This window comes from Marinobacterium mangrovicola (assembly GCF_004339595.1).
GTDB classification, from domain to species: domain Bacteria; phylum Pseudomonadota; class Gammaproteobacteria; order Pseudomonadales; family Balneatricaceae; genus Marinobacterium_D; species Marinobacterium_D mangrovicola.
The window spans coordinates 198,322-224,230 of sequence record NZ_SMFU01000010.1 but is presented as its reverse complement, the minus strand read 5'-3'; the positions used below and the strand labels follow the sequence as shown (position 1 = coordinate 224,230).

Below are 25,909 nucleotides of genomic sequence, written 5' to 3'. Positions count from 1 at the left end.
ATTGGATCGGTTTTTTTATCGCTATGCGAAGCAATTAATGCTCTTCGCAGCCATCCTTGCAGACGCCGTACAGATAAAGCGTACGGTCGGTCACTGAGAAGCCGAGGTCATCGGCGATGGCGTTGAAACGATCGGTCAATTCCGGATCGACAAACTCGCGGACGCGGCCGCATTTTACGCAAACCACATGGTCGTGATGCTCATCACGCGCGAGCTCGAATACCGAGTGACCACCCTCAAAGTGGTGACGCGATACCAGGCCGGCCGCTTCAAACTGAGTCAACACGCGGTAGACAGTGGCCAGGCCAACGTCTTCACCGGTTTCCATCAACATCTTGTAGATGTCTTCAGCTGAGAAATGCTGTCCTTCGCCTGCACGTTCCAGGATCTGGTAGATCTTCACCCGCGGCAGTGTGACTTTAAGTCCAGCTTTACGCAGCTCCTGATTTTCGAGGGCCATATTCTTATCTCTAATCGCTATGCGGTTCACAAAATGCAATGTTAGACTTCATTATCTTTTTTTATGGGCGAAAACGGAAGTCATTTACAGATGCGAAAGGTTTTGATGAGTGTAGCACTGGCCACCCTGGTCAGCGCCTGTTCTGAATTCCCCGGCGTTTACAAGATCGATATCCCTCAGGGAAACGTTGTAACACAGGAGATGATTGATCAGCTTCGCCCCGGTATGACCCAGAGCCAGGTACGCTACATCATGGGTACACCACTGATCACTGATACATTCAGCCCCGACCGCTGGGACTATCTATACAGCTTCAAGCCCGGCGGCGGCGATCGCGTTCAGGAACGCGTTTCACTGAACTTTACCGATGGCAAACTGAGCGGCCTTTCCGGCGACTTCCGCCCCGGCGCCGGCGACCAGTAAGCCTCTACAGCAGGCCGGTTATTCGCCGCCGGCCTGCGGTTCTTCCTTATCCTTCTGCGCTTTCAACTTCGCGGCACGCTTTGCCCGAGCCTCTTTCGGATCGGCAATCAGCGGACGATAGATCTCCACCCGATCACCAGCATTCAGCACCTGCGAACGCGGATCCCGAATCGCCTTGCCGAACACACCCATCGGATCACTGTCCGGATCGATCTGGGTAAACTGCTCCGCGATACGTGATTTGATCACCGCATCATAGGCTGTCGCGCCCTCTTCCACCTGCACGGCCACAATTTTCTGCTCATGCGGCAGCGCGTAAGCCACTTCAACCGTAATCATCCCGCCTACCTCAACCGTAAACCTGATCGGCGCGGGAGACGAAGGCATCCACCAGCGTCGTCGCCACCGAATTGAACACCTTGCCCATCGCGATACCGGTCAGCTTGCCGGAAAACTCGAAGTGCATATTCAGCTCTACCTTGCTGGCCTCGTCACTGAGCGGTGTGAAGGTCCAGATGCCGGTGAGGGACTTGAACGGTCCCTCCACCAGCGTGATCTCCATCCGCTTCGGACGCTGTAGATAGTTGCGGGTGGTGAAATGATATTTCAAACCACCCTTGGCCAGGTAAAGCGTCGCCTCCAGCGTATCCTCGGATTCAAACACCACCTCGGTGGAAGAACACCAGGGCAGGAACTCCGGATAACGACGCACATCGTTGACCAGTTCAAACATCTCCTCCGCAGTGTGCAACACCAGTGCACTGCGGTTTACCTGAGCCATAGCCGCTCCTATCTACCTACTTAACCAGCGAGCTTCTGATATAGATTCAACGCGAACACCACCGCAACCGCCGCTGGCGATATATAGCGGAGCACGAAGCGCCAGATCAAATAAATCCCAGAAGAACGCAATGCCAATTCATCTTCCGTCATCTCTCGCGGCAGATACCAGCCGACAAAGATCGCCACCAAGAGTCCGCCCAAGGGCAGCATGATATTAGCCGTGAGGAAATCAAGGAAGTCGAACGCCGTCATGCCAAACAGTAACAGATCGGAGGTCAGGTTAAACGACCCCAGGGCGAGTAGGCCCAGAGCCCAGACCAAAAAGCCGAGAATGCTTGCCGCCGTGATTCGCTTAACGCCCAGCTTTTCCACCAGCCAGGCCGCCCCCGGCTCCATCAGCGAGATCGCTGAGGTCCAGGCGGCAAAGCCAACCATCAGAAAGAACAGGAAGCCAAACACCTGGCCACCCGCCATCTGACTAAATGCCACTGGCAGCGTGATAAACATCAGGCCAGGACCCGCACCAGGATCCAACTGGTTGCCGAACACGATCGGGAAGATAGCCAAACCCGCGACCAATGCCACCAGGGTATCCAGACCGGCGATCATCAACACCGTACCGCCGATGGAATCCTTTTTACCCATGTAGGAACCGTAGGCCATGATACAGCCCATCCCCAAGGACAGGGTGAAGAAGGCGTGCCCCATCGCCACCAGCACCGCCTCCCAAGTAAGCGCTTCAGGCTTGAAATGGAAGAGAAAATCCCAGCCCTGGGAGAAGTAGCCACTATTAATGGAATAGCCGAGCAGAACGAACAGCAGCACGAACAGCAGAGGCATCAGCACGCGGGTTGCGCGCTCCAACCCCTTATTAACGCCACCAGCGATCACCATCATCACCAACACCACGAACACCGTGTGCCAGATCAGCAGGGTTTTAGGGTCTTCCAGCAAAGCGGCAAACACCTGGCCCGCCTGATCACTGCCCAGGCCGATAAACTTGCCACTCCCCATGCCGGCGATGTAATACAGCACCCATCCCGCAACAACGGAATAGAAGGAAAAGATTAAGAACCCGGCCAGAACACCCAACCAGCCAACCCCAGCCCAACGACCGTGATGTCCGGCTTCATAGGCCGCTTCTCGCATGGAGTTGATCGGGCTCTGTCGCCCGCGCCGCCCCACTAACACCTCTGCCATCATGATCGGCACACCGACCAATAAAATGCAGACAAGGTAAACCAGTACGAAGGCTCCGCCTCCGTTCTCACCGGCGATATAAGGGAACTTCCAGATATTCCCCAGACCGACAGCGGACCCTGTAGCCGCCAGGATAAACATCCAGCGGTTAGCCCAGGCCCCGTGAATAGACTGCTTGTTTTGCATTACTCTCACTCTGGTTTTACTTCAGGCGCGCAATTGTTCATGTTTCAGTCAACGGTAGCAACCTCAGAGACCAAAATGCGCCATATTTCCTGACCAGTCGGGCAAACTTCTTCCCGCTTTCCTTGTACCGGGCCCGGCCGTATAATCGCGCCCCATGGCAAAAAAGAAAAAGGCTCCAGGCGGAAACACCATCTGCCTCAATAAACGTGCGAAGCACGAATACATCATCGAGCAGAAGTTCGAGGCCGGCGTGTCCCTGACGGGATGGGAGGTCAAGAGCCTGCGCGAGGGTCGTGCACAGCTGGTCGACTCCTACGTGGTCTTCAAGGACAACGAAGCTTGGCTCGTCGGCGCGCACTTCACACCGCTACTAACCGCATCGACTCACGTCGTGGCCGATCCGCGCCGTGACCGCAAGCTGCTGCTGCACGCCAAAGAGATCGATCGTCTCGTGGTTGCCGTAGAGGCCAAGGGTCACACCTGTGTGGCACTGGCGCTGTACTGGAAGAACGGCCGCGTTAAGTGCGAAATCGCTCTCGTGAAAGGTAAGAAACTTCACGACAAGCGTGCGTCAGAAAAAGAGAAAGATGCGAACCGCGAAAAGCAGCGGGCCATGGCAGTGCATAAGGCGTAAGAACTTATTGCCCTTTCATGTTGTCTACTGATCGCGTAAACTTCGCGCTCTTATCCGGGGGTGACTTGGCTTCGACGCCGATTACGAACCCTTGGGTGCATGCCGAGAACGTGATGATTCTCGTAAATCCCTCATCACACTAGTTATAGTTGCAAACGACGATAACTACGCTCTAGCAGCTTAAGTCTGCTAGCGCCGCACTCTAAGGTGTCTGTAACTCAGAGGTTAGCGGTGTCATTCGAGACAGAATCGCCTGGATGCTTCGCCCTAAGCTGAACGGTTAAAACTAAAAGGGCTCGCCCACAACGCCCTGGCTCTCGGGTCGTGACGGGTTAACCTAATAGAGCAGCCTAAGCATGTAGATCTCGAGGCAGAGGATTGGCGGACGCGGGTTCGAAACCCGCCACCTCCACCAAATTGCTAAAGTTAAAAGCCTGTCTTTGACAGGCTTTTTTCGTTTCTGGCACCTGCCAACCTTCCTAAGTGTCGAAAAAGTGTCGAAAACCTAATTAAGGTAAGGATAAGATCATCGATCTTAGTTCTTCCGCTGACCCTCGCTAAACGTCAGCTCGACAGGATCGCTTGAGAATGGAATCCCTTGTAACTGCAATATCAGATCCCGGTATCATTCACGACGTAGCAATTGCAGTAGTTGCTAGCTTAATAGTCGCGCTTCTCATGAAGCTTGGCACCCCTTTAAAAACAGGGGTCGATGGAAGCTCAAAATTTCTCCGCAAGATAAAGAGAAATAACAAAGCAAAGTACCTGAGGAAAATAAAACGTCGAAGACGAGATCCAGCTGAGATCACGCTACAAGCGATAAAGACCTACACCTACCTCTCATTATTCATCCTTTCTTTCGGCATTTACGTGCTGCTTGTATTCGTGCTGGTTGCAAATGGTGGAAGTGCAGAAGCGAGAGAGTTAAGGCCTTACATCGCATTACCTATCTATATTTTCGAAATACTTTGGTTGTTTGCCCACCCAGATCTATTTGAGCTTGTGAAGAGAAGGCGCCGCCTTTTCAAATAGGGTTAGCCAAAGGCGAGAAGCGAAAGGCGAGAAGCGAATCGCATCCCGAAGATGATCGATATTTTCCGTCAAACGCTTCTCATCCTGCTCCTCCCTCAGATTTCAAGCAGATTCAGCGACAAGTCCAGTCTGCTGCGATACTCTTGAGCCAGCTCCTCGGAGGCATCAAAACACAGCTGCGCCAAGCTTTGAGACCAGGCTAGATAACCCTCAACCTTCGCCTCAGGCCAGCTACCCGGTATCGCTGCGATGTTGCTGCAATGATCAGCCAGTTTGAGCAGTTTCACGTCCCTGGACGCGGTTTTAAGGTGACTTATCTGTTCAGCCCGGCGCTCTTCCAGTGTCAGCGTTTTGTCATCAGTCACAGCAAGAATCAATGACAGGGTCCGATCAGAAAACTCTGTTTTGAGTTCCTCTTTACTGGTATCGGTGTCTTCCAGAATGTCGTGCAAAACCGCTGCCTGCAGTAACCCCTGATCGCTAACACCCGCCACTTCCGAGAGAAGGTAAGCCACCTCGATCAGGTGGTTTATATAGGGAGAGCCATCGTACTTGCGGGTCTGGCTTCGGTGTTTCCGCGCGGCCAATTCCAGTGCTTTCAGCAGATCTCGGTTAACTTCGCTTCGCATCTTATTATTCCCCACCTTGGCCTCCCATCCCTTTCAGCTGCGCTTGGATTACCGCCGTTAAGCATCCTTGGCCAGCGTTTCTCTCAAGCGTTGTCGCATCCTGTCTATCGTCTCAGGTATCAGATCCTGCAACGCCACGAAATACCCTTCAGCGCCAGTCAGTTCACCCTCAGCCGCCAGCTTTTCCAACGATCTCAGTCGCTCGGATACGGCCAGGGCACCAAGCGCATCAGCCTCACCCGCCAGACGGTGGGCGAGCTCGCCGGTTTCGTAGCTGTCGTGATCCTGAATACTCTGGCGCAGCTGCGCCTCACTCTGTTTATAACTTGCCGCAAAGGTATCGACCAAACCGCTCAGACGGTGATCGCCCAGTGCGGTCAAATGGGCATCGAACAGACCTATATCCAGCAGTTCCTCGGTTAACTCTCTCTGCGGCGCATCTGCTTCCGCACACTCGGGCTGCGGGCTAAGGCCCTGGCCGATGGTTTGGTAGAGCCTGGCCATTTTCAGCGGTTTGGCCACAACGCCGACCATGCCAGCGTCCAGGTATTGCTGTATATCCTGTGGCTGAACGCTGGCGGTCAGTGCGATTACCGGGGTGTTCCGGTTGGGGCCTTCTAATTGCTTCAGACGCTGACAGACTTCCACACCGCTAAGGCCCGGCAGATGCACATCGAGCAGGATCAGATCATAGGGCTGGGCCATCGCCTGCTTAAGCCCGTCCCGCCCGTTTGCGGCGAGACTAACCTTGTGGCCATCGCCCTGGAGCAACTCTATCGCTACCTGCTGGTTTACCGGCATATCCTCAACCAGCAGGATGTGCAGCGGTGCCACGGGGTGGTTAGGGCCGCCATCGGCCGCCTGCAGATCTGCGGTACTCTGAGAACTCGCCTGCTTGATCACCGGTATTTCAAACCAGAAGCAGCTGCCCTCACCTTCGACGCTGGTAACGCCTATCTGACCGCCCATGGCATCAACCAGCTTGCGGCTGATCGCTAATCCAAGGCCAGTACCACCAAAACGACGCGTAATACTGGGGTCGGCCTGGCTGAAGCGTTCGAAAATATGCACCCGATACGCTTCGGGGATGCCTATGCCTGTGTCTTTGATCTCAAACCTGATCCAGCACTGATAGTTTAAACCGGCAGAGTCTCGGTCCTCAGCGGCGCTAACGCACACATCGACACTGCCCTGTTCGGTAAATTTGATGGCGTTGGAGACCAGGTTGGAGAGGATCTGCCGTAAGCCGCCGACGCTGGCCTGGCAGTTATCGATCACGCCAGGATCAATATGGGTGTTCAGATCTACACCCTGCTCCTGCGCCTGGGCGGAAAACAGCAGGCAGGTGGAGTTGACCACGCTGCGCAACGAGAACGCGGTCACCTCCGGCGTGAAGGCGCCCTCTTCAAGTCTGGCGTAATCGAGCAGACCATTGAGGATCTCCAGCAGCGCTTCCCCGGAGCTATACACGGTATTGAGCTTCTGGCGCTGCTCCAACTCCTGGGTATTGCGCAGCAGCAGCTCCACCATGCCCAGGATACCGTTCAGCGGGGTACGGATCTCATGGCTCATGGTGGCCAAAAACTGGCTTTTCGCCTGGTTCGCCGCCTCCGCTGCTTCCTTGGCGGTCTGCAAACTGGCGGTACGCCGGTTCACCTGCTCCTGCAGCTGATCACGGTTAAACAGCAGCTCTCGCTCCGCTTCATCCCTGCGGCGATTATCCTCAAGTACTGCCAGGCGCATCTCATTGATGGCGTTCACCACCTCGTCGATCTCATCGGAGGGCGTATCGCTGCGTTTCTGTGTCAGCACCAGCGGTTCATTGCCTGCGCCCGCCTGGCCAAGACGCCGGGTATAACTGGCCATACGCTCCAGGTAACGGGTCACCTTTAGGTGCACGATGATCAACAGAACGATGGCATTGAACAGGATTAACAGCGACTGGTAAGCAAAGATCTCCAGCGCCGAGTGCGCCAGCCGCTGACTGATCGCGGGCATATTGTGGAACACGGTCAGGCTGCCAAGATCACGGGGCGGTTCGCCATTGGCCGAGATATAGGTCAGCGGGAACCGGTCTCGGCGGGCCTCGCTATTGTCGAGACTGCTCAGGTCGCCGAGCACGATATCCTCGGGCCAGTCGGTGGAGCTCAGGCTCACCGTGTTCACATCAGGGAAGTTAAGAATGCCCTGCAGCAACAGTTCCACCTGGTCCCGGTCCAGGTTCCAGAGGCTCTTTTCCAACCCCTGCACGTTGGATGAGGCGATAAACTCCAGCCGCTCCTCGATCTTGGCCTTCTCTTCGGCGTAGTCAAAATAGAACTGGGCCGCTGTGGATAAAAGCGCCAGGGTGACACTGAACAGCAGAAAGTATTTAAGTATCCGAAAGGCCAGCGGATGCTCGCCCTGATAACTGAACGTTTTAGAGGTGCGTGAGACGCGTTTAATCATCGGGAAACACCGGACAAACAGAGGTTAACGGCAAGCACAAACCAACTACTCCGCATCGATCGCCTGCATATAACGTCGACTGAATTCGCCCATCAGCCGGTCGACCTCACCGCTGTCCTGCATCTGTTTGAGCGCTGCGTTCACCTGCGGCATATGTTTGATCAGCGGCGATTTACGCGAGATACCGATATACCAGTGTTCAATGGTCAGGGGCTTTTCGATGTAGCCCAACTGAGGCTCATACCCCAGCTTTTTCGCCTGTAACGGGCCACCGTAAATCCCCAGCGGCATCAGGTCGATACGTCCACTGACCAGCTTAGCGAAGTTCTGCTCACCGCTGGAGACATGCTCGACCCGCATGTAGCGCGCCATCAGTGCATCTTCATCGGCACCAAAGGTATCCCCAAACAGCATGCCCACCGCCTTGCCACGCAGATCTTCCCAGCTGTTCCAGCTGACCGGGTTATGCAGGCTGTAGAAGAAAACCACCGGCTCGGCAACGACAGGATCGGCAGAATAAAGGATGTAGCTTTCGCGTTGCTTCAGTTTGTACAGCGCGGCGATCACATCGATATTGCCCTTCTCTGCCTCTTTCAGACAACGCTTCCAACTCTCTTCCTGGTGCAGACTGACGCCGTAGCCCAGTCCTTCAAAAATACGTTGCACCACGGTGGCTGATACACCATGGATCTCACCGTTTTCAACCCAGGAGATCGGCGGATAAATAGGATGGCTGCACACGGACACCTGGGGCCTGGCGCGAGGATCAGCCTGAGCCTGGTCCAACGTTAGAAAGAGCGTGGAAAGCAGCATGGACGCCGCCAGCAAACGCCTAGACAGCATCCCCCTGATCAAAGCTTAGCGCCCGCTCGCTGGCGAAAGCAGGTAACCCACACCGTGGACAGTGACGATCTGCTGAGTATGACTGGCATCCTCACGCAGCTTTTTACGCAGGCGTGCTACCAACACATCGATACTGCGGTCGGTGGCGTCCCAGGCACGGTGCTTAAGTCTGTCCATGAGCTGATCACGAGACATGGTCTTGCCGATGTTCTGCAGCAGTACCTGCAGCAACTGATACTCGCCTTCGGTCAGCTGTACCGTCTCGCCATCATCCCCGAGTAGCAAGCGTCGGTGCGCATCCAGGTTCCAGCCGCCCACCCGGATCGATTCGGTCTCTGCATCCCGGGTTTCCAGGCTGCGTAGCCGCTGAACCCGGCGCACCAGATTTTTCACCCGGGCGAGTATTTCCCGTGGATTGAAAGGCTTGGCGACATATTCATCGGCACCGCACTCCAGCCCGATAATACGGTCCAGCTCATCCTGCCGACCGGTCACCAGAATGATGCCGATTTCGGAGCCGGTGCGCAGTTCGCGGGTCAGTGTCAGACCATCCTTACCCGGCAGGCGGATATCCAGCAACACCACGTCGAACGGCTCCCGCGCCAGCAGCTCTTCCGCCTGTTCGGCGTTGGCGGCGCTGAACACCGCATAACCCTCTTCTTCGAAATAACTGACCAGTGTCTGACGGATCACATCCGAGTCATCGACGACGAGAATTTTTGCATCGGATGTCAGCATCGCGCTCTTTAAACCTTTCCATTTCACCACCACGACCGCGGATCCGACCATGGCTGTTACAAACCAGTTACAAATTATTCGCCAGCTTTCGCGCTTTGCAACGCTCTTTCAGCGATCTGTGAGCAGGCATATCAGTACCTACGCCGCAGGATTCAGACCGATTCACGCCACGTTCTGGGCTTATCTGCGGCTATTTTACCGCCTTCACCCAGCGTTACATATCTATCACAACCTGTTACCGACCGTTTGATACTGAGCGACATCAAGCTGATACAACTAGCCACACTGAAAGAAAATATTTTTCTCCGGGGTTTTAGGCCACTGGCCAAAGATCAAAAAGACTCCAGAAAGGAGCAGCGGAGAAAACTGCCTCGAACAGGCTGTTGAAAATCTATCTGCGTTGCCGGATACGTCGTTAAAAACAGGCTAAAAATGCTCATTTAGTTCACTAAACTGCGCTTTTTCTCCTGTCTTTGCCTAGTCCCGGCTGCCTCGATAACGTTTTTCAACACCCTGTTAAGTCGATTCTCAGCCGGACTGAACTCCGGCCGAAAAGCGCCCCTCGTGTAGCGATACCCATCAACATCCGAGAGAGAGACACCTATGGCTAACAAACAGGTGGTTAAGGAACAGGAATCCAGGCTACCGAGCCTGCCTCTGGCGCTGATCCCGATCGTCACCACGCTGCTCATTCTGGGCATTCAGATCTTCCACTTCGGTGATTTCACACCGCACGTCCCGCTGGCTATCGGCATCGCCGTAACCGCGCTGGTCGGTATCAAGCAGGGTATGGGCTGGAACAAGATTGAGGAGGGGATCTTCCATGTTGTTCACGTTTCCATGCAGTCGATCGCGATTCTGATCTGCGTCGGCATGATCGTGGGTATCTGGATCGCCAGCGGTACCGTGCCCACACTGATTTACTACGGCCTGAACTTCGTATCCCCGCAGCTGTTCCTGGCTACCGCCATGGTGCTCTGCTCAGTGGTATCCGTGGCTCTGGGCACCTCCTGGGGTACCGTGGGTACCGTGGGCCTGGCGCTGATGGGCATCGGCGCCGGCTTCGATATCCCGATGTACTGGACCGCCGGCGCTGTGGTTTCCGGCGCGTTCTTCGGTGACAAGGTGTCACCGCTGTCCGATACCACCAACCTGGCTCCGGCCGTCACCGGTACCGATCTGTTTGCCCATATCCGCAACATGATGCCGACCACTATTCCGGCCATGCTGATCGCCTTCGCGATCTACCTGATTGCCGGCTTCGTGCTGTTCAGCCCGGAAGATTCTTCCCTGGAGCGCATTCAGCTGATCACCGAAGGGCTGCAGGCCAACTTCACCATTTCTCCCTGGCTGATCCTGCCTGCGTTGCTGGTTATTCTGCTGGCCGTTAAGCGCATGCCGCCGGTACCTTCACTCTTTGCCGGTGCACTGGCCGGTGCGGCTACCGCTGCTATCGCCCAGGGCGCAGGTCTGCATGATATCTTCACCTACGGCAACAGCGGCTACTCCATCGAAAGCGGCGTCCGCGAGATCGACAGCCTGCTGAACCGTGGCGGCATCCAGTCCATGATGTGGACCATCTCCCTGGTGCTGATCGCCCTGGGCTTTGGTGGCGCACTGGAAAAAACCCGCTGCTTGGAAGCAATCGTGACCGCGATTATCCGCCGTGTGCGCGGTTTTGCCGGCGTCCAGCTGTCTGCTTCCTGCACCTCCATGGCGACCAACCTGGTGGCAGGCGACCCGTACCTCTCCATCGCCCTGCCGGGCCGCATGTACGCGCCGGTTTATCGCGGCATGAAGTACTCGCCGCTGAACCTGTCCCGTGCGCTTGAAGAGGGCGGCACCCTGATCTCTCCGCTGATTCCGTGGAACGCCGGTGGCGCCTTCGTGATCACCGGTCTGGGTCTTGGCATTGCCGACGGCAACATGGAGAACCTGCTCTACATCCCGCTGGCCTTCGCCTGCTGGATCTCTCCGCTGATCGGTATCATATACGCCTACTCGGGACTGTTCTCTCCGCGCGCCAGCCAGGAAGAGATCGATGAGTGGGAAGAGAAAGGCGAACTGGTTGCCGATATGGATAACCTGGGCAACCTGGGCAACAGAACCGCTTCACCCTCAGGCGCCGCCACCAGCACCAGCTGATAGCCGCCAGCGTTGAAGCCAAACAGAAAAGGAGCCGAAATGGGCTCCTTTTTCTTATGCGCTACAGGGAAAACGATCACTGTACCGATTTTTTATTGGCGTCTTCCCGTGAGCGGGAACGCCAGCCGACCAGCCCGCAAACCACACTCAGCACCAGCGCACTGCCGGAGACAAATTTCAGGGTCGTCCGGTCATTTTCCAGCTGCTGCACCAGTGCCGGCTCAGCCTGGCTGATATCCGCATCGCTGGGGATCTTGGAGAAGCTCCAGATCGACATCATCAGCAGGCACAGGCCCATCGCGTACATGAACTCTTTCATCTCAATCTCGCCGAGGTTGCAGTTAGGCGCCCAAGATAACACTCACTGGCGGCAAGCGCCCATAATCTGGCGCAAGGCTTTACCGGTCTTGGCTGAGGATCTCTGTATCAGCCTCGTTCTCTGCGTGGCAGCCACTCTTTGTAGAAACCGCTAGCTGTTTTCACGCAGAAAACCGCCCACCGCTTCAACGACCGGCACACCGGGTGTGAATACCTTGATGCGACCTTCCCGGCCGCGGATCAGGGTTTCCGCCACCAGACGCACTGTGCCCGGTTCAGCCCCCTTGGCGGTCGATTCATCGATCAGAATCCGCGTGCCGTACACCTTGTTGACCTGCTCAAGGCGGGCCGCCAGGTTCACCGTGTCGCCATGCACGGTGTAGTTAGCCCTGTCGCTGGCACCAACCACACCGGCGATCATCGGCCCGGTACAGATACCTATACGGCACTGTAGCTTGCGCCCGGCATAAGTGTTCTGGTCGATCCGTTCGATGATTTTATTGGCGGCTCTGATCGCGCGTCGCTCATGCTGTTCCAGTGGCAGCGGCACATTGAAGATAGCCAGCACCGCATCTCCCTGGAACTGGGTAATCACTCCGCCCTCCTCTTCGAGGCACTCGGCGACCATGGTGAAATAGCTGTTCAACACATCGACAATTTCAGCCGGCCTTATCTGCTGGGCCAGTTGGGTGAACCCCTGCAGATCACAGAACAGTACCGTTGCCTCCACCTCCTGAGGCTCCAGCACGCCGCGGCCCCTTAGCAGACGCTTCGCCACGGTATCCGGCACGTAGCGCACAAACATGCTTTTCACGAACTGGAAATCTTTCAGCGAGCTGACCATCAGGTTAAATGCCGAAGCAACCCGATCCAGCTCCGCTATTGAGCTACCCTCAAGCTTGGGTACTTCGGACAGATCAGAATGGGCAAAGGTATCGAACGCCTGCACGATGCGGTTCACGGCGTTGCTGATCTTTTTACTCAGCCAGATCGCACCCAGCAGCATCAGTAACAAGAGTAGCGTGCTGGCTGCCAGCAGAATGTAAAACCGCGAAGAGCGCTCGGATACGATCTCCCAGCTGTAGTAGGTGCCGATGGTCCAGCTTGGCAACGCACCTTCACTCAGGGTCTGGGTCAGCAGCACATAACGCGCTCCATCCAGGGTGACACGTTCGCTGTTCATGTTGGGGGAGTCGATCAGATCGAACGCTTCCTGCTCTCCGGCACCATAGGCCGCCAGTACCGGGTCATCCAGCTCTGCCAGCAACGGCAGCGGCCGTTCAGGACCGGAGGGCAGCTCGTAATGCTGCTCCAGTCTGGGGTAAGCCAGCGCTGTCTTGGCGTTATAGAGCACAAAAGGTACACCATCGAACTCGGACTGCAGCTCGACCAGGAACGCCGACAGATCCTCAATCGCGATCACGGCGATGATCAACCCGAGGAAACGTTCGCCATCCTTCACCGGCATCAGTGCCGGCATGATGCTGCGGCCCAGGGTTTCGCTCCACTGCGGGTCCAGCCAGACCAGCTGGCCGGGCTCATGGGAGAGGAAACGTTTAATCTGCGGCATGGAGCGTTGGCGCCAGTCGCCGATCATCACCGAACGGCTGTCCCGGTTCACATAGGTCATATCACCCTTGATGCCGATAAACCCCAGCCCCAGCACCTGGGGTGTGGCCGCCAGAGCGCCATCCAGGGTCTGCCCCAACCGCTTGTAGTCAGCTTCGGCGATGACATCGACGGTGCCGCCGGAAGAGAGGTAGCGCAGCTGCTCCTGCACCGGTGTCAGGCGCTCGACCAGCCGTTCAGAAATCGACGCCATGGTACTTTCAGCAAAGGTGGTCAGCTGCTCCATCAGCGTATTTCGCGATTCTTCGATAGCGATGTAGGCAAGCGCGCAGAAGCCCAGCGTGATCAGCAAACCGAACACGCTGACCAGCAGGTGTGCGACGGAAACTCGAATCTGCTTCATTCAGCGTCCTTACTGAGACACGCGAACGAGCTGTGCAGAGATCTCAAGCTTGGGCAGATTGTCTTTCTGACGGGTAAAATCCAGCCAGAGCCCTTCATCATTAAGGGTGCGCTTGTATACCTGCAGATCGTAGCCGCCGTCCTCTGTAATGATCAGCGCATACACCACGTGGGTATCGCCCTTGATCCGTGCCCAGACCAGCGGATCCCCCTCGAGCGGGTCCAACGGGCGGGATTTGCCAAACACATCCTTCGCCATGGCCGATGCATGGATGCCATCACGATCCGAATCCTGGAAACGGATGTTGTAGGTGACACGCTTGGTGCGGGTCTTGGATTTGTGGATAACGGTGGACCATTCAACGAAGTAGTCGCTGCTACCCGGGATCTCTCCGATGGTGACGCTCATATCACGCCCCATACCATCCTCGCTGTCGGCATGGCCAATATAGTGACCCATAAAGTCTTCGATCGGCCGGTCGATCTCAGCAGCGTTCACGCGGGCAACCGCCAGTAACAATAGAAAACAAAACATGAGATATTTGAACACTGGCATCGCGCTGTCCTTTCCAACCTGTGGTGCTCTAAATCACGGGTGCTGAACAACGTTGAGCGGATCACCGCCGAACGACACCTGCGTTGCCAAGAAGATTATGCCCGGCCCAGCATAAAAGCCATAAATACAACTATATCTCCCAGTAATAATTGTTATTTGTGCTTACAAAATAAGTGTATTACTGCATAAACTCTTTTCAGGAACACCTCCGTCACAGCATTGAGGAGTGCAAGTTATCAAACCCTTGCTTGCGATCAGGGACCTGGCCGTTGAATTCAACCTGCACGGGACTCCCGTACCCGCGGTAAAAGGCATCTCGCTGACACTTTGGCCTGGGCGTACGCTCGCCTTGGTGGGAGAGTCCGGTTCGGGTAAGACGGTCACCTCCCAGGCCATACTCGGAATCCTGCCCGCCAACGCGTCTATTACGCAGGGTGAGATCCTGTTCACGCCGCCAGAGGGCGAAACGGTGGATATCGCCCAGTTATCGCCAAACAGCCCGGCGATGCGAGAGATCCGCGGCGACAAGATCTCGATTATTTTCCAGGAACCGATGGTCTCTCTGTCACCGATGCACACCATTGGTAACCAGATTACCGAAGCGATTCGCCTGCACCGCGATATTCCCAAGGCGGAAGAGAAACAGCTCACCATCGAAATGCTCACGCTGGCTGGTTTTCCCAAGCCTGAGCAGGCATTTAACGCCTACCCCTTTGAGCTTTCCGGCGGATTACGGCAGCGTGCCATGATCGCCATGGCGCTGATCTGCCATCCGGCCCTGCTGATCGCCGATGAGCCCACCACCGCGCTGGATGTCACCGTTCAGGCGCAGATCCTTCATCTGATTAAATCACTGCAGCAAAAGCTGGGTATGGCGGTGCTGCTGATCACCCACGATCTGGGTGTGGTCGCCAATATGGCCGATGATCTGGTGGTGATGTACCACGGCGAAGTGATGGAGAGCGGCCCTTCTGAAGCGCTGTTCCGCAACCCTCAGCACCCTTACCTGCAGGCACTTTTTGCTGCCGTCCCCCACTTCGATATGAAGCCTGGCGAAAGGCTGAGACCGATTCGGGAGATAGCTCACGAGACCAGCGCGTTCAAACATGGTCTGGGCGCAAAAACAGAGGCGCAGCGCCAGGCAGCTCCCCACCTGAGCATCACCAACCTGGATAAAAGCTTTGGCTCACGTAAGGGCAGCCTGCTGGGCGGTGAACAGAGTACCACCCGCGCCGTATTCGACCTGAGCCTGGATATAGCCGTGGGTGAGTCGTTCGGACTGGTAGGGGAAAGCGGCTGCGGCAAAACCACCCTGAGCAAACTCCTGATGGGCGCGCTGAAACCGGACGCCGGCTCCATCCTGTACAACGCCCACGGTGAGCAGATAGATCTGGGTAGCCTTCAGGGCGAGGAGCTGCGCCAGTTCCGCCGCCGCATCGGCCTGGTATTCCAGGACCCTCACGGCGCACTGAACCCGCGCATGACCATCATGAACATCCTGCGTGAGCCTCTGGTTATCCACAAATTCGGTAACGAGCAGAGTCAGCGCCAGAGAGCCAAGGATCTGCTGGCACTGGTCGGCCTGAGTCCGCGCTTTCTGAACCGTTACCCGCACAGCCTCTCCGGTGGGCAGCGTCAGCGCGTCAGCATCGCCCGCGCCCTGGCACTGGAGCCTGAGCTGTTGATCTTGGACGAGCCGGTCTCCGCACTGGATGTATCGGTACAGGCCCAGGTGTTGAACCTGCTGAAAGATCTGCAGCAGGAACTGGGTATGACCTATCTGTTTGTCTCCCACAACATCGCGGTGGTCGACTACATCGCTGACCGTATCGGCGTGATGTGCCGCGGCCGGCTGGTCGAGGTCGGCAGACGCGAACAGATCCTGCGCAACCCGACTCACCCCTATACCCGCGCCCTGATGGCTGCCATCCCCTATCCGGATCTGGATCGCCCGCTAGATTTCCAGCGCATTATCGGTAGCAACTACAGCGACCCCGCATCCTGGGACAGCCCTTACGCGCATGGGCCAGAACAGCATACCGAATGGCAGCAGGTGGCGGAAAACCACCTGGTCCGTATCGCGGCAGGGCCAGCATTGTCTAATGAGACTGGAGAGATGGGAGAGAAAAACGCACCGGAGGCCAGACTATGAAACCGGTTCTATCTTGGCTTGGCCTGTTAATCCTGAGTGCCTTCAGCACCCTGTCCGCGGTCGCCAGCGATGCCATATCACTGCAGGAACCGCCGTTTCTGCTTGAGCAGGTCGAAACCGGCACCCTGCCGCCGGTAGATAAACGTGTTCCGTCCGAACCCTTTGTCGATCAGCTGCTCAGCCGTTCAGACAGCCTGGAGCCCGGTCGCTACGGCGGTTCGATCCGCCTGTTGATGGGCAAGGCGAAGGATATACGTCAGCTCGTGGTGTATGGCTATGCGCGACTGATCGGCTTCAACGAAAACGTCGAACTGGAAGCGGACCTGCTGGAGTCGTTCGAGGTGAAACAGCAGCGCGAATTCACCTTCCATCTGCGTCCCGGTCATCGCTGGTCCGATGGCGAGCCGTTTACCGCCGAGGATTTCCGTTACTTCTGGGAAGAGATGGCGATGAACGAGGAGCTCTATCCCTTCGGGCCACCCGCCGCCATGCTGGTAGATGGAAAGCCGCCCAGATTCGAGGTGCTTGATCCTCTCACCGTACGCTACACCTGGGACAACCCGAACCCTGAGTTTCTACTGGCGCTGGCAGGCCCCAGCCCGCTGTTTATCTACCGCCCGTCACACTACATGAAACAGTTCCACGTCGACTACGCCGAGCCTTACAAGCTGGCGGAGCTGGTCGCCAGCGCCAATATCAAGAAGAAAAACTGGACCGGGCTGCATCAGCGCATGGATCACCAGTACCGCTTCGATAATCCCGAGCTGCCCACACTTCAGCCCTGGATACCAACCACCGAAATGCCCTCCGAGCACTTCATCTTCAAGCGCAACCCCTACTATCACCGCGTTGACGCCAACGGCCATCAGCTGCCCTACCTGGATGAGATCGTCATCGATATCGCCAGCAGCAAACTGATTCCGGCCAAGACCGGCGCCGGCGAATCGGACCTGCAGGGGCGCTACCTGGAGATGAGCAACTACACCTTCCTGCGCGAGGGCGCCAGCCGTAACCCCTACGACGTAAGGCTCTGGAGCACCTCACGTGGATCAAGGGTCTCGCTCTACCCGAACCTGAACACCAACGACGATACCTGGCGCCCGCTGATCCGCGATGTACGTTTCCGCCGCGCACTGTCTTTGGCGGTCAACCGTCATGAGATCAACCAGGTAATCTATTTCGGCCTGGCACTGGAAGGCGCCGATACGCTGATCCCGGAATCTCCGCTGTTTAAGGAGGAGTACCGCAACGCCTGGGCCGGCTTCGACCTCAAGCAGGCTAATGCGCTGCTCGATGAGCTTGGCCTGACCGAACGTGACGACCGCGGCATTCGCCTGCTGCCCGATGGCCGCCCCATGGAGATCATCATCCAGAGCGCCGGCGAAAGCACCGAAGAAACCGATATCCTCGAACTGATCCACGATAGCTGGATGGATATCGGTATAAAGCTGCACGTGAAACCCACCGAGCGTGAGATCTTCCGCAACCGGGTGTTTGCCGGCGATGCGCTGATGTCGGTCTGGCCTGGCATCGAAAACGGTCTGGCCACTGCCGATATGAGCCCGGCGGAATTTGCCCCCACCTCCCAGCAGCAGCTGTGCTGGCCCAAGTGGGGCAAGCACTATGAAACCGAACAGGAAAGTCCGCCGGATATGGAAGAACCCAAGCGCCTGCTCGCGCTGTACAAGGAGTGGCGCCACGCCGACAGCATCGAACAGAAGCGGCAAGCCTGGCAGGAGATTCTCGAGATCCGCGCCGATCAGGTCTACTCCATCGGCACGGTGACCCAGGTGAAGCAGCCGATTGTGGTCAACAAGGCGCTGCGCAATGTGCCGGAAACCGCCCTGTGGAACTGGGAGCCCAACGCCTTCTTTGGCCGCTTCCGGCCAGAGCGCTTCTGGCTGGATGTGGATAACTCGCTGACATCGGCGGAGGTTCAGTAATGCTGCCCTATATTGCCCGCCGCATGCTGATGATGATCCCGACCCTGATCGTTATCAGCTTCATTATCTTCGTGATTATCCAGCTGCCTCCGGGCGACTACCTGGAGAGCTATATCTCTGAGCTGGAGAGCCAGGGGGAATCGATCGATCCTGCACAGATCGCTGCCCTGCGCTCGCAGTACGGGCTCGATGAGCCGTTCCTGGTGCAGTATTTCACCTGGGCCACGGGGATGCTGCACGGTGATTTCGGCTACTCCTTCGAGTATGGACTGCCGGTGAGCGAGGTGGTCGGCGACCGCCTGTTCCTGACCGTTGTCATCTCGGTGTTTACCATCATTTTTACCTGGATGATCGCCTTCCCGATCGGCATGTACACCGCCACCCACCAGTACAGCTGGGGCGATTACGGCCTGACACTGGTAGGTTTTCTGGGCCTGGCGACGCCCAACTTCCTGCTGGCGCTGGTGATGCTCTACTTCGCCAACGTCACCTTCGGCATCTCCATCGGCGGCCTGATGGACCCGGAATACCTGGATGCCGACTGGAGCTGGGACAAGTTCGTCTCGATCCTGCAGCACCTGTGGATACCGGTGATCGTCATCGGTACTTCCGGCACCGCGGCGATGATCCGGCGCCTGAGGGCCAACCTGCTCGATGAGCTACATAAACCCTACGTGGTCACCGGGCGCGCCAAGGGCGTGCCGCCGTTCAAACTACTGGTTAAATACCCGCTGCGGGTGTCACTTAACTTCTTTGTCGCCGATATCGGTAGCATGCTGCCCAGTATTATCTCCGGTGCCGAGATCGTCGCCGTGGTGCTGTCACTGCCGACCACGGGCCCGATCCTGATCGCTGCACTGCAGAGTCAGGATATGTACCTGGCGGGTTCTTTCCTGATGTTCCTGGCGCTGCTGACCGTGATAGGCGTGCTGGTCTCCGATATCGCCCTGGCCCTGCTCGACCCCCGAATCCGACTGGAAGGAGGGCGTGCGGCATGAGCAACGAAAACGTGATTGAGCACTATGTTTCCGACAAGCCGTTCGATCCGCAGAGCATCGAGCAGCTGACACCGGCGCAGGAGAAGCTCTACTACGCCTCCCAGTGGCAACTGATGTGGTGGGGCTTCAAACGGCACAAACTGGCGCTGTTCTGCGGCGTGCTGCTGGTGGCGATGTATCTGTCGATTCTGGTCGCCGAGGTGCTAGCGCCCTATGCGCTGAAAACCCGTCACACCGACTACATCTACTCGCCGCCCCAGCCGGTGCATCTGTTCCATGACGGCGAATTTGTCGGCCCCTTCGTCTATGGCTGGGAGCAGACCCTGAACATGGACAAGCTGATCCGGGAATACTCGGAGAACACCAGCGAAGTCTATCCACTGAGCTTTTTCTGCCGCAGCGACCCCTACGAGTTCTGGAGCCTGTGGGAGACCGATATCCACCTGTTCTGTGCCCCTGAAGGTGCCACTATCTTCCTGCTGGGCACCGACCGCCTCGGCCGGGATATGCTGTCACGCACCATCTACGGTGCGCGTATCTCGCTGACCATCGGTCTGATCGGTATCTTTATCAGTTTCGTGCTGGGGATCACCCTGGGCGGTCTGGCCGGCTATTACGGCGGCTGGGTGGACTCATCGGTGCAGCGCGTTACCGAGGTGATCCGCTCCTTCCCTGAACTACCGCTCTGGATGGCCCTGTCGGCGATTCTTCCGGTGACCTGGAGCCCGCTCTGGGTGTTCTTCGGTATCACACTGATACTGGCGCTGCTGGACTGGACGGGGCTCGCCCGTGCGGTGCGCTCTAAGCTGATGGCGTTGCGTGAAGAGGACTACTGCATGGCAGCGGAGCTGATGGGCGCCAAGCCTGGCCGTGTGATCCGTCGCCACCTGCTGCCGGGGATTCTCAGCCACCTGATCGCCTCGGCGACCCTGTCGATCCCGGCCATGATTCTGGGTGAGACGGCGCTCAGTTTCCTGGGATTAGGCTTGCGGCCGCCCATCACCAGTTGGGGCGTGTTGCTGAACGAGGCGCAGAATATCAACGTGGTGGCGATCTACCCCTGGCTGATTCTGCCGGTGGTGCCGGTCATCGTTGTGATTCTGGCTTTCAACTTCTTCGGTGATGGCTTAAGGGATGCCGCCGATCCTTATAAACACTGATCGGCCGGCACCTTTCCAACCTCAGTTATTAGAGTCACTCATTGAGCAGCTGCTGGAACGTCTCACAGCGTTCCTCCAACTCAGAGTAACTGCCCTGATCCACCAGACGGCCCTGCTCCACCACCAGCACATCATCGGTAAACTGCGCCAGCCTGGGTCGGCTGGTGATCAGCACCATACCGCGCCCGGCGAGCATCTGCCGCAGATTCGACATGATGTTTAACTCGGTGGAGCTATCCAGGTTAGCGGTGGCATCATTGATCACCACCACATCAGGCTTGCAGACAAGCGTTCTGGCAAAGGCCAGCTTCTGCCGCTGGGCGCTGGAGAGGCGCCGGCCACCGGTACCCACATCGAAATCCAGCCCGGTATTGCGGATCGCCCGCACCAGACCCAAACGGCCTATCTCTTCCTGGATCAGCTCGGAAATTTTCTCCTGCCCACGCACCACACCGTAACCGGTGCGACCGAAGAGGATATTTTCCTGCAGCGTCAGGCCGGTGTTGTAGGACTCGCTGTCGAAATACTCGATATCCAGTGAGCGCTGGCCTTCACCCTTGCCCCAAATCTCGGCGAACGCCTTACGGGCATTAAGAATGCGCTGTTTCATGCTGGCATCGATCAGACCCAAACGGTGCCGGGCCGGACACAGCTGATTGGTCAGGTAGAGCAGCTTCTGCACCTTGGCCATATCCTCGGTGTCGATCTGCTTGGGATCGGTAGTTTTCAGCAGCTCCCGGTATTCGGGCAGATCCTCGGCACGGATAAAGCTGAACCGCTCGAACAGATCGCTGCCCTCCTCCACATCGGAGAACAGCTCGACCATGGTCTCCGCCAGGCGCCGACCTATGATCAAAAAGTCATGCAGCAGCCCCTGTTCGCGCAGGAACCGGATCGCCACCGGGTTTCTCGATGCCTCATCGCTGTTGAGGTTGGACGACTTGGACCCGAACAGCATGTTCTCGTGAACGGTGAGGTTTTCGTTGTAGCGGTCCCAGTCAAACGGCTCCACCAACCCGGCGTAGTCGTCCTCCTGCAAACGGCTGTGAATCGAGGCCCGGGCCGCCAGCACCCCCTCTTTCAATGCGTCGCCGGGCTGTTCAACGATGGTGTTGAGACCGAACTGGAACAGCTCTTCCGACAGTTCCATCGCCTCGATCACCTGATGTACATGGTGCTCCAGCCCAGCCCTGTCGGACACGCCAAGGCGCTGCATATCGATCCACTCACCATCCGGGTCATCACTGCTATTGCCGGCACTGAGCGCCAGGTGGATCTCGCGTTCGCGCTCGGATTCGTCCTCCGGCGGCAGATAACGCCGCCGCAGCGGATAGATCAGGTTATTCCGAATGGTGCCGCTAAACAGGTGCACATCGCTGCTGACATAGCCCAGGTGCTGGCCGATGGCTGACTCCGGCAGGGTCTGCATATCTGCACCGGCAAACTGCAGCGTGCCCGAAGTGGGCAGATCCAGGCGCGCCAGCAGCAGACCGATCTCATGAATACCGCTGCCACCGGAACCGACAATGGCGGTATGGCCATGTACCGGCAGGGTGAAGTTGAGCTGCTCCAGCTTGCTGCGACCTATGCCCCGGTCATAACCGACCCAACGACCGTCCCAGGCGCCCTGTTCCAGCTCAAGTTCAAGCACCGGGCCCGACTGCAGCGCTGGATCAAGCATATCGGGCAGATCAAACTGCTCGACGATCTGCTCGTACTTGATCCGTGCATCCTCCTTGGTCTGGTAGTAGCGCAGCAGCTCTTTCCAGGGTGCATCCAGATCTTTATAAGCCGCCAGGACAGCGACCAGCGCACCCAGTGACAGCTCGCCCTGGAGGACAAAGTAACCGCCTATCAGGTAGAAGAAAAACGGCGTCACCTGGGACAGGAAGTTGTTCAGAAACTTGATGAAGAACTTCTTTTTGTACAGTTCGAATCGGATATCGAAGATCGCACCGAGACGCTTGCTGATCACCGCTTTTTCGTACTGCGAGGTATCACTGACATGAACCTCGTTGACCCCGGAGATGGTGTCGCTGATACGCTCACCCAGCTTACGCGCGGCCAATACCCGCGCCTTGCCGAGCAGGTTCACCTTGCGCTGCAGTTTAGGGATCACGTACATCTGCAGCGGATAGAGCGCTATCGCCGCGGTACCGAGCATCAGGTCCTGGTTGAAGATAAAGAACAGGTAGGTCAGTAGCAGGCCGCCCTGAAACGCAGGCAGTGCGTAGGCTTCACCGACAAAGCCGCCCAGCGGCTCGGTTTCGGCGACCACGATGGGAATAATCTCGCCCTGGGAAACCTTGTCAAAACGGCTGGAGGGAAAGCGCAGCAGGCGCTCGAACAGCTCATAGCGCAGGCGCCTCAGCGTGCGCTCACCCACCACCCCGCGATAGACATTGAGCACATACTTGATCGCGCCGTTGAGCAGCACCAGGCCAAGGAAAACGAAGCAGAGAACAATCAGGTAATCGAGCTGGTCGATCTGATGACCGAAAAGTTCCCGCGGCGGGTTTGCGCCACCTATCGCATCGTTGACGATGCGTTTGGGCACCTCAAGCGTTGCATAGACAAACGGGAAGGAGACCAGCGTCAACAGCAGGATCAGGATCTGATCCTTCATCGTATGTCGACGGATAAACTTAAATATGGATGAATCCATTCCACCCTATCTCAGCAGGCAACAAATAACGTGTCGAGCAACACCAGACCTCGATCAACTATACCATCAGCATAGTGAGTAAACTGATAAGATATACAACTTTTCTGATTTATAACCCGGAGCACTTACAGGGTTCCCCGTAAGAGCATCCAGAGCCATCGCGGCCGCGCTCCCCTGGGAGCCAAACCGGAGAGAGTTACCTTGATCGCGCTAGTCCTGAAAGGATATCCAAGACTGTCAGAAACCTTCATCGCACAGGAGATACTTGCGCTGGAGCGACGCGGGCTCAAGATGACGATTGTTTCGCTGCGCCACCCCACCGACAAGGCGATACATCCGATCCACAAAGAGATTCAGTCACCGGTGCTCTATCTGCCTGAATACCTGCACCAGGAGCCATGGCGTGTATTCAAAGGGCTGGTGTCTGCGCTCGCGAAACCCGGCTTTGGCAAGACCTTGGGCGCCTGGATCAAGGATCTGCGCCGCGACTTCACCCGCAACCGCGCCCGCCGTTTTGGCCAAGCGCTGGTGCTGGCCCGCGAGATGCCCGAGAGCACCAGCGGCATCTACACCCATTTTATCCACACGCCAGGTTCCGTGGGCCGTTACGCCAGCCTGCTGACGCAACGTTCCTGGTTCGCTTCCGCCCACGCCAAGGATATCTGGACTCAGCCAGAGTGGGAGATTCGGGAAAAACTGGTCGACCTGGAATGGCTGGTGACCTGCACCGCGGCTAACAAAGACTATCTGGCGGGGCTGTCACCGGATCCTGCCAAGGTCGAGCTGGTGTATCACGGCATCGATTTTTCCCGCTTTCCCAATCTCGAAAACCGCAGCGCCAGAACTCACGATGGCCGCGACGGACGGGTCGAGCTGATATCCGTAGGGCGCGCCGTAGAGAAAAAAGGCTATGACCTGCTGCTGTCAGCACTGGCCGCGCTACCGCCGGAGCTGAACTGGCACTTTACCCACATTGGTGGCGGCGCACTGGCCGATAAACTGCGCAACCAGGCCAACGAGCTGGGGCTTTCGGAGCGCATCACCTGGCTCGGCGCCCAGCCGCAGACCGAGGTGCTGGCACGCTACCGCGAGGCGGACCTGTTCGTGTTGCCAAGTCGCATCACCGCCGATGGCGACCGCGACGGTCTGCCCAACGTGTTGATGGAAGCGCAGAGCCAGGGGCTTAGCTGCCTGGCCACCAATATCTCAGGCATCCCGGAGCTGATCATCAACGGCGAGACCGGCACGCTGGTGGAGCAGAACGATCTGCCCGCCCTGACGGCGGCGCTTGAGCATCTGATCACGCACCCGGATGAGCGCAACGCGCTGGCGGAAGCGGGCCTGCACCGGGTACACCGGCTGTTCTCCTTCGAGCGCGGCATCGACCACCTGATGGCCAAGTTCGACGAGCACCAGCAGCCAGTCTCAGCACAAGCCTGTGAGTCGTCATGACCCCGGCGCCGCGCCTGGCTTTTTACGCGCCGCTGAAACCGCCCAATCACGGTAACCCTTCCGGCGACCGCCTGATCGCACAGCGGCTGATGCATACGCTCGGTCTGGCGGGGTTTGAGGTGATACTGGCCAGTCAATTCCGCAGCTATGATCGCACTGGCGATGCCCGGCGTCAGGCCCGCATCCGTCAGCTTGGCGAGCAGCTGGCACAGCGGCTGATCAGACGTTATCTGCAACTCCCAGCCAGCCAGCGTCCACAGATCTGGTTCACCTACCACCTCTATCACAAAGCGCCGGACTGGATCGGTCCGATCGTCGCCGATGCGCTGTCGATCCCCTATATAATTGCCGAGGCTTCCTATGCCGGCAAGCAGGCCGGCGGCCGCTGGGATCTTGGTTTTAATGCTTCGCGAGAGGCGATCCAGCGTGCCGATCTGATCGTCAGCCTGAATCCCTGTGACGAGGGTGGCATACATGACGCCCGGGAAGAGGCGCCGCTCGCTTACCTGCCGCCCTACCTGGACACTTCTCTGGAAAGCGCGCCCCTTGCGGAGAGAGAGCCCACCCGCCTGCAGCTGTCTCAGCAGTTCAACCTGGACCCCGATCTGCCCTGGCTGATCGCCGTGGGGATGATGCGACCCGGCGACAAGGAAACCTCCTACAAGCTGCTGGCCCAGAGCCTGCAGCTATGCCAGCAGCAAAACCGGCAGGTGATTCTGGTCGGCGATGGCCGGGCCGAAGCGGCGATAAGGCAGGCTTTTGCAGAGATACCTGGGGTCTGCATGACCGGTCGCCTCGCATCCGATACCCTGATACCCCTACTACAGGCGTCGGATCTGATGGTCTGGCCAGCCGTGAATGAAGCCTTCGGCATGGCGCTGCTGGAAGCCCAGGCCGCAGGTATCTGGGTGGTCGCTGGTAATGAAGGTGGCGTCAGTAGCGTCGTCTCTGAGAGCAACAGTGGCACCCTGGTGCCTCCGCGCGATCCCGGCGCCCTGGCCAGGGCCATTGATCAACTGCTGGAGCGTCCAGAGCAATTGGCAATTCTGGGCGAGAAAGCCAGAAACTGGTGCCAGGCACACCACAGTGAAAACCAGGCTGAAGCCAACCTCAGGGACCTGCTTCTCCCCTTGGTGAAGCCCTCACTGCAAACGGACTGAATTTTTTGGATGC

General features: G+C 57.4%; 22 protein-coding genes and 1 other RNA gene. 11 read left to right on the top strand and 12 right to left on the bottom strand.

All coding sequences use genetic code 11. The annotated features are described in order from the left end of the window. Nucleotides 1–34: 34 nt before the first annotated feature. Complete coding sequence (gene fur, locus CLV83_RS16560; RefSeq protein WP_132294955.1) at nucleotides 35–460, bottom strand: ferric iron uptake transcriptional regulator; 426 nt, start codon at nucleotides 458–460, stop codon at nucleotides 35–37. 105 nt (nucleotides 461–565) lie between these two features. On the opposite strand from fur, the gene CLV83_RS16555 reads away from it, so the two are divergent. Continuing rightward, nucleotides 566–883, top strand: a complete 318-nt coding sequence (locus CLV83_RS16555) for an outer membrane protein assembly factor BamE (protein ID WP_243642418.1) — start codon at nucleotides 566–568, stop codon at nucleotides 881–883. 18 nt (nucleotides 884–901) lie between these two features. Here the strand turns inward: CLV83_RS16555 and CLV83_RS16550 are convergent, their stop codons facing one another. The 3 genes from CLV83_RS16550 to CLV83_RS16540 are packed head-to-tail and all read right to left on the bottom strand — an operon-like array spanning nucleotide 902 to nucleotide 3,052. Then, the gene (locus tag CLV83_RS16550) at nucleotides 902–1,222 is read right to left on the bottom strand and encodes an RnfH family protein (RefSeq protein ID WP_132294949.1); all 321 of its coding nucleotides are present in this window, start codon (nucleotides 1,220–1,222) and stop codon (nucleotides 902–904) included. Between the two features lie 10 nt (nucleotides 1,223–1,232). Beyond that, nucleotides 1,233–1,664, bottom strand: a complete 432-nt coding sequence (locus tag CLV83_RS16545; RefSeq protein ID WP_132294946.1) for a type II toxin-antitoxin system RatA family toxin — start codon at nucleotides 1,662–1,664, stop codon at nucleotides 1,233–1,235. 20 nt (nucleotides 1,665–1,684) lie between these two features. Continuing rightward, nucleotides 1,685–3,052 (bottom strand): sodium-dependent transporter, encoded by a 1,368-nt coding sequence (locus CLV83_RS16540; protein ID WP_132294943.1) that lies wholly within the window; start codon nucleotides 3,050–3,052, stop codon nucleotides 1,685–1,687. Nucleotides 3,053–3,206: 154 nt separating this feature from the next. On the opposite strand from CLV83_RS16540, the gene smpB reads away from it, so the two are divergent. The 3 genes from smpB (at nucleotide 3,207) to CLV83_RS16525 (ending at nucleotide 4,718) form a co-directional block, all read left to right on the top strand. After that, nucleotides 3,207–3,686 carry an SsrA-binding protein SmpB gene (smpB, locus tag CLV83_RS16535; RefSeq protein WP_132294940.1) on the top strand — a complete coding sequence of 160 codons (480 nt, stop codon included), beginning with the start codon at nucleotides 3,207–3,209 and terminating at the stop codon, nucleotides 3,684–3,686. Nucleotides 3,687–3,742: 56 nt separating this feature from the next. Then, nucleotides 3,743–4,101, top strand: a transfer-messenger RNA (tmRNA) gene (ssrA, locus tag CLV83_RS16530). Nucleotides 4,102–4,274: 173 nt separating this feature from the next. Further along, nucleotides 4,275–4,718 carry a hypothetical protein gene (locus tag CLV83_RS16525; RefSeq protein WP_132294937.1) on the top strand — a complete coding sequence of 148 codons (444 nt, stop codon included), beginning with the start codon at nucleotides 4,275–4,277 and terminating at the stop codon, nucleotides 4,716–4,718. 95 nt (nucleotides 4,719–4,813) lie between these two features. Here the strand turns inward: CLV83_RS16525 and CLV83_RS16520 are convergent, their stop codons facing one another. The 4 genes from CLV83_RS16520 to CLV83_RS16505 are packed head-to-tail and all read right to left on the bottom strand — an operon-like array spanning nucleotide 4,814 to nucleotide 9,376. Continuing rightward, complete coding sequence (locus CLV83_RS16520) at nucleotides 4,814–5,347, bottom strand: HD domain-containing protein (protein ID WP_132294934.1); 534 nt, start codon at nucleotides 5,345–5,347, stop codon at nucleotides 4,814–4,816. A gap of 57 nt (nucleotides 5,348–5,404) precedes the next feature. Beyond that, a complete protein-coding gene (locus CLV83_RS16515; protein WP_132294932.1) occupies nucleotides 5,405–7,795 on the bottom strand; it encodes an ATP-binding protein in 2,391 nt (796 codons plus the stop codon). Between the two features lie 45 nt (nucleotides 7,796–7,840). After that, entirely contained in the window at nucleotides 7,841–8,638 is a 798-nt protein-coding gene (locus CLV83_RS16510) for a substrate-binding periplasmic protein (RefSeq protein ID WP_132294929.1), read from the bottom strand. A gap of 15 nt (nucleotides 8,639–8,653) precedes the next feature. Further along, complete coding sequence (locus CLV83_RS16505) at nucleotides 8,654–9,376, bottom strand: response regulator (protein ID WP_132294926.1); 723 nt, start codon at nucleotides 9,374–9,376, stop codon at nucleotides 8,654–8,656. 603 nt (nucleotides 9,377–9,979) lie between these two features. On the opposite strand from CLV83_RS16505, the gene nhaC reads away from it, so the two are divergent. Beyond that, complete coding sequence (gene nhaC, locus CLV83_RS16500) at nucleotides 9,980–11,521, top strand: Na+/H+ antiporter NhaC (RefSeq protein ID WP_132294923.1); 1,542 nt, start codon at nucleotides 9,980–9,982, stop codon at nucleotides 11,519–11,521. Between the two features lie 76 nt (nucleotides 11,522–11,597). Here the strand turns inward: nhaC and CLV83_RS16495 are convergent, their stop codons facing one another. The 3 genes from CLV83_RS16495 to CLV83_RS16485 all read right to left on the bottom strand — a co-directional run bounded on the left by CLV83_RS16495 (nucleotide 11,598) and on the right by CLV83_RS16485 (nucleotide 14,366). Beyond that, nucleotides 11,598–11,840 carry a hypothetical protein gene (locus CLV83_RS16495; protein WP_132294920.1) on the bottom strand — a complete coding sequence of 81 codons (243 nt, stop codon included), beginning with the start codon at nucleotides 11,838–11,840 and terminating at the stop codon, nucleotides 11,598–11,600. A 150-nt stretch (nucleotides 11,841–11,990) separates the two neighbouring features. Beyond that, complete coding sequence (locus CLV83_RS16490; RefSeq protein ID WP_132294917.1) at nucleotides 11,991–13,811, bottom strand: adenylate/guanylate cyclase domain-containing protein; 1,821 nt, start codon at nucleotides 13,809–13,811, stop codon at nucleotides 11,991–11,993. A gap of 9 nt (nucleotides 13,812–13,820) precedes the next feature. Then, a complete protein-coding gene (locus CLV83_RS16485; protein ID WP_132294914.1) occupies nucleotides 13,821–14,366 on the bottom strand; it encodes a hypothetical protein in 546 nt (181 codons plus the stop codon). 226 nt (nucleotides 14,367–14,592) lie between these two features. Between CLV83_RS16485 and CLV83_RS16480 the strand changes: the two genes are divergently transcribed. Genes CLV83_RS16480 through CLV83_RS16465 form a run of 4 tightly spaced genes read left to right on the top strand, consistent with a single transcriptional unit; the run spans nucleotide 14,593 to nucleotide 20,619 of the window. Beyond that, a complete protein-coding gene (locus CLV83_RS16480; RefSeq protein ID WP_132294911.1) occupies nucleotides 14,593–16,518 on the top strand; it encodes an ABC transporter ATP-binding protein in 1,926 nt (641 codons plus the stop codon). After that, entirely contained in the window at nucleotides 16,515–18,461 is a 1,947-nt protein-coding gene (locus tag CLV83_RS16475; RefSeq protein WP_132294908.1) for an ABC transporter substrate-binding protein, read from the top strand. Before CLV83_RS16480 ends, CLV83_RS16475 begins: the two co-directional genes overlap by 4 nt. After that, on the top strand, nucleotides 18,461–19,459 hold the full coding sequence (locus tag CLV83_RS16470) for an ABC transporter permease (protein WP_132294904.1): 999 nt from the start codon (nucleotides 18,461–18,463) through the stop codon (nucleotides 19,457–19,459). Before CLV83_RS16475 ends, CLV83_RS16470 begins: the two co-directional genes overlap by 1 nt. Then, on the top strand, nucleotides 19,456–20,619 hold the full coding sequence (locus CLV83_RS16465; RefSeq protein ID WP_132294901.1) for an ABC transporter permease: 1,164 nt from the start codon (nucleotides 19,456–19,458) through the stop codon (nucleotides 20,617–20,619). The genes CLV83_RS16470 and CLV83_RS16465 overlap by 4 nt, the downstream gene beginning before the upstream one ends. Before the next feature lie 34 nt (nucleotides 20,620–20,653). On the opposite strand, the gene CLV83_RS16460 is transcribed toward CLV83_RS16465, so the two are convergent. After that, a complete protein-coding gene (locus CLV83_RS16460) occupies nucleotides 20,654–23,245 on the bottom strand; it encodes an ABC transporter ATP-binding protein (protein ID WP_165900333.1) in 2,592 nt (863 codons plus the stop codon). A gap of 240 nt (nucleotides 23,246–23,485) precedes the next feature. On the opposite strand from CLV83_RS16460, the gene CLV83_RS16455 reads away from it, so the two are divergent. Both CLV83_RS16455 and CLV83_RS16450 read left to right on the top strand, forming a co-directional pair. Further along, complete coding sequence (locus tag CLV83_RS16455; RefSeq protein ID WP_243642417.1) at nucleotides 23,486–24,736, top strand: glycosyltransferase family 4 protein; 1,251 nt, start codon at nucleotides 23,486–23,488, stop codon at nucleotides 24,734–24,736. Continuing rightward, nucleotides 24,733–25,896 (top strand): glycosyltransferase family 4 protein, encoded by a 1,164-nt coding sequence (locus CLV83_RS16450; protein ID WP_132294893.1) that lies wholly within the window; start codon nucleotides 24,733–24,735, stop codon nucleotides 25,894–25,896. Before CLV83_RS16455 ends, CLV83_RS16450 begins: the two co-directional genes overlap by 4 nt. Nucleotides 25,897–25,909: the final 13 nt, after the last annotated feature.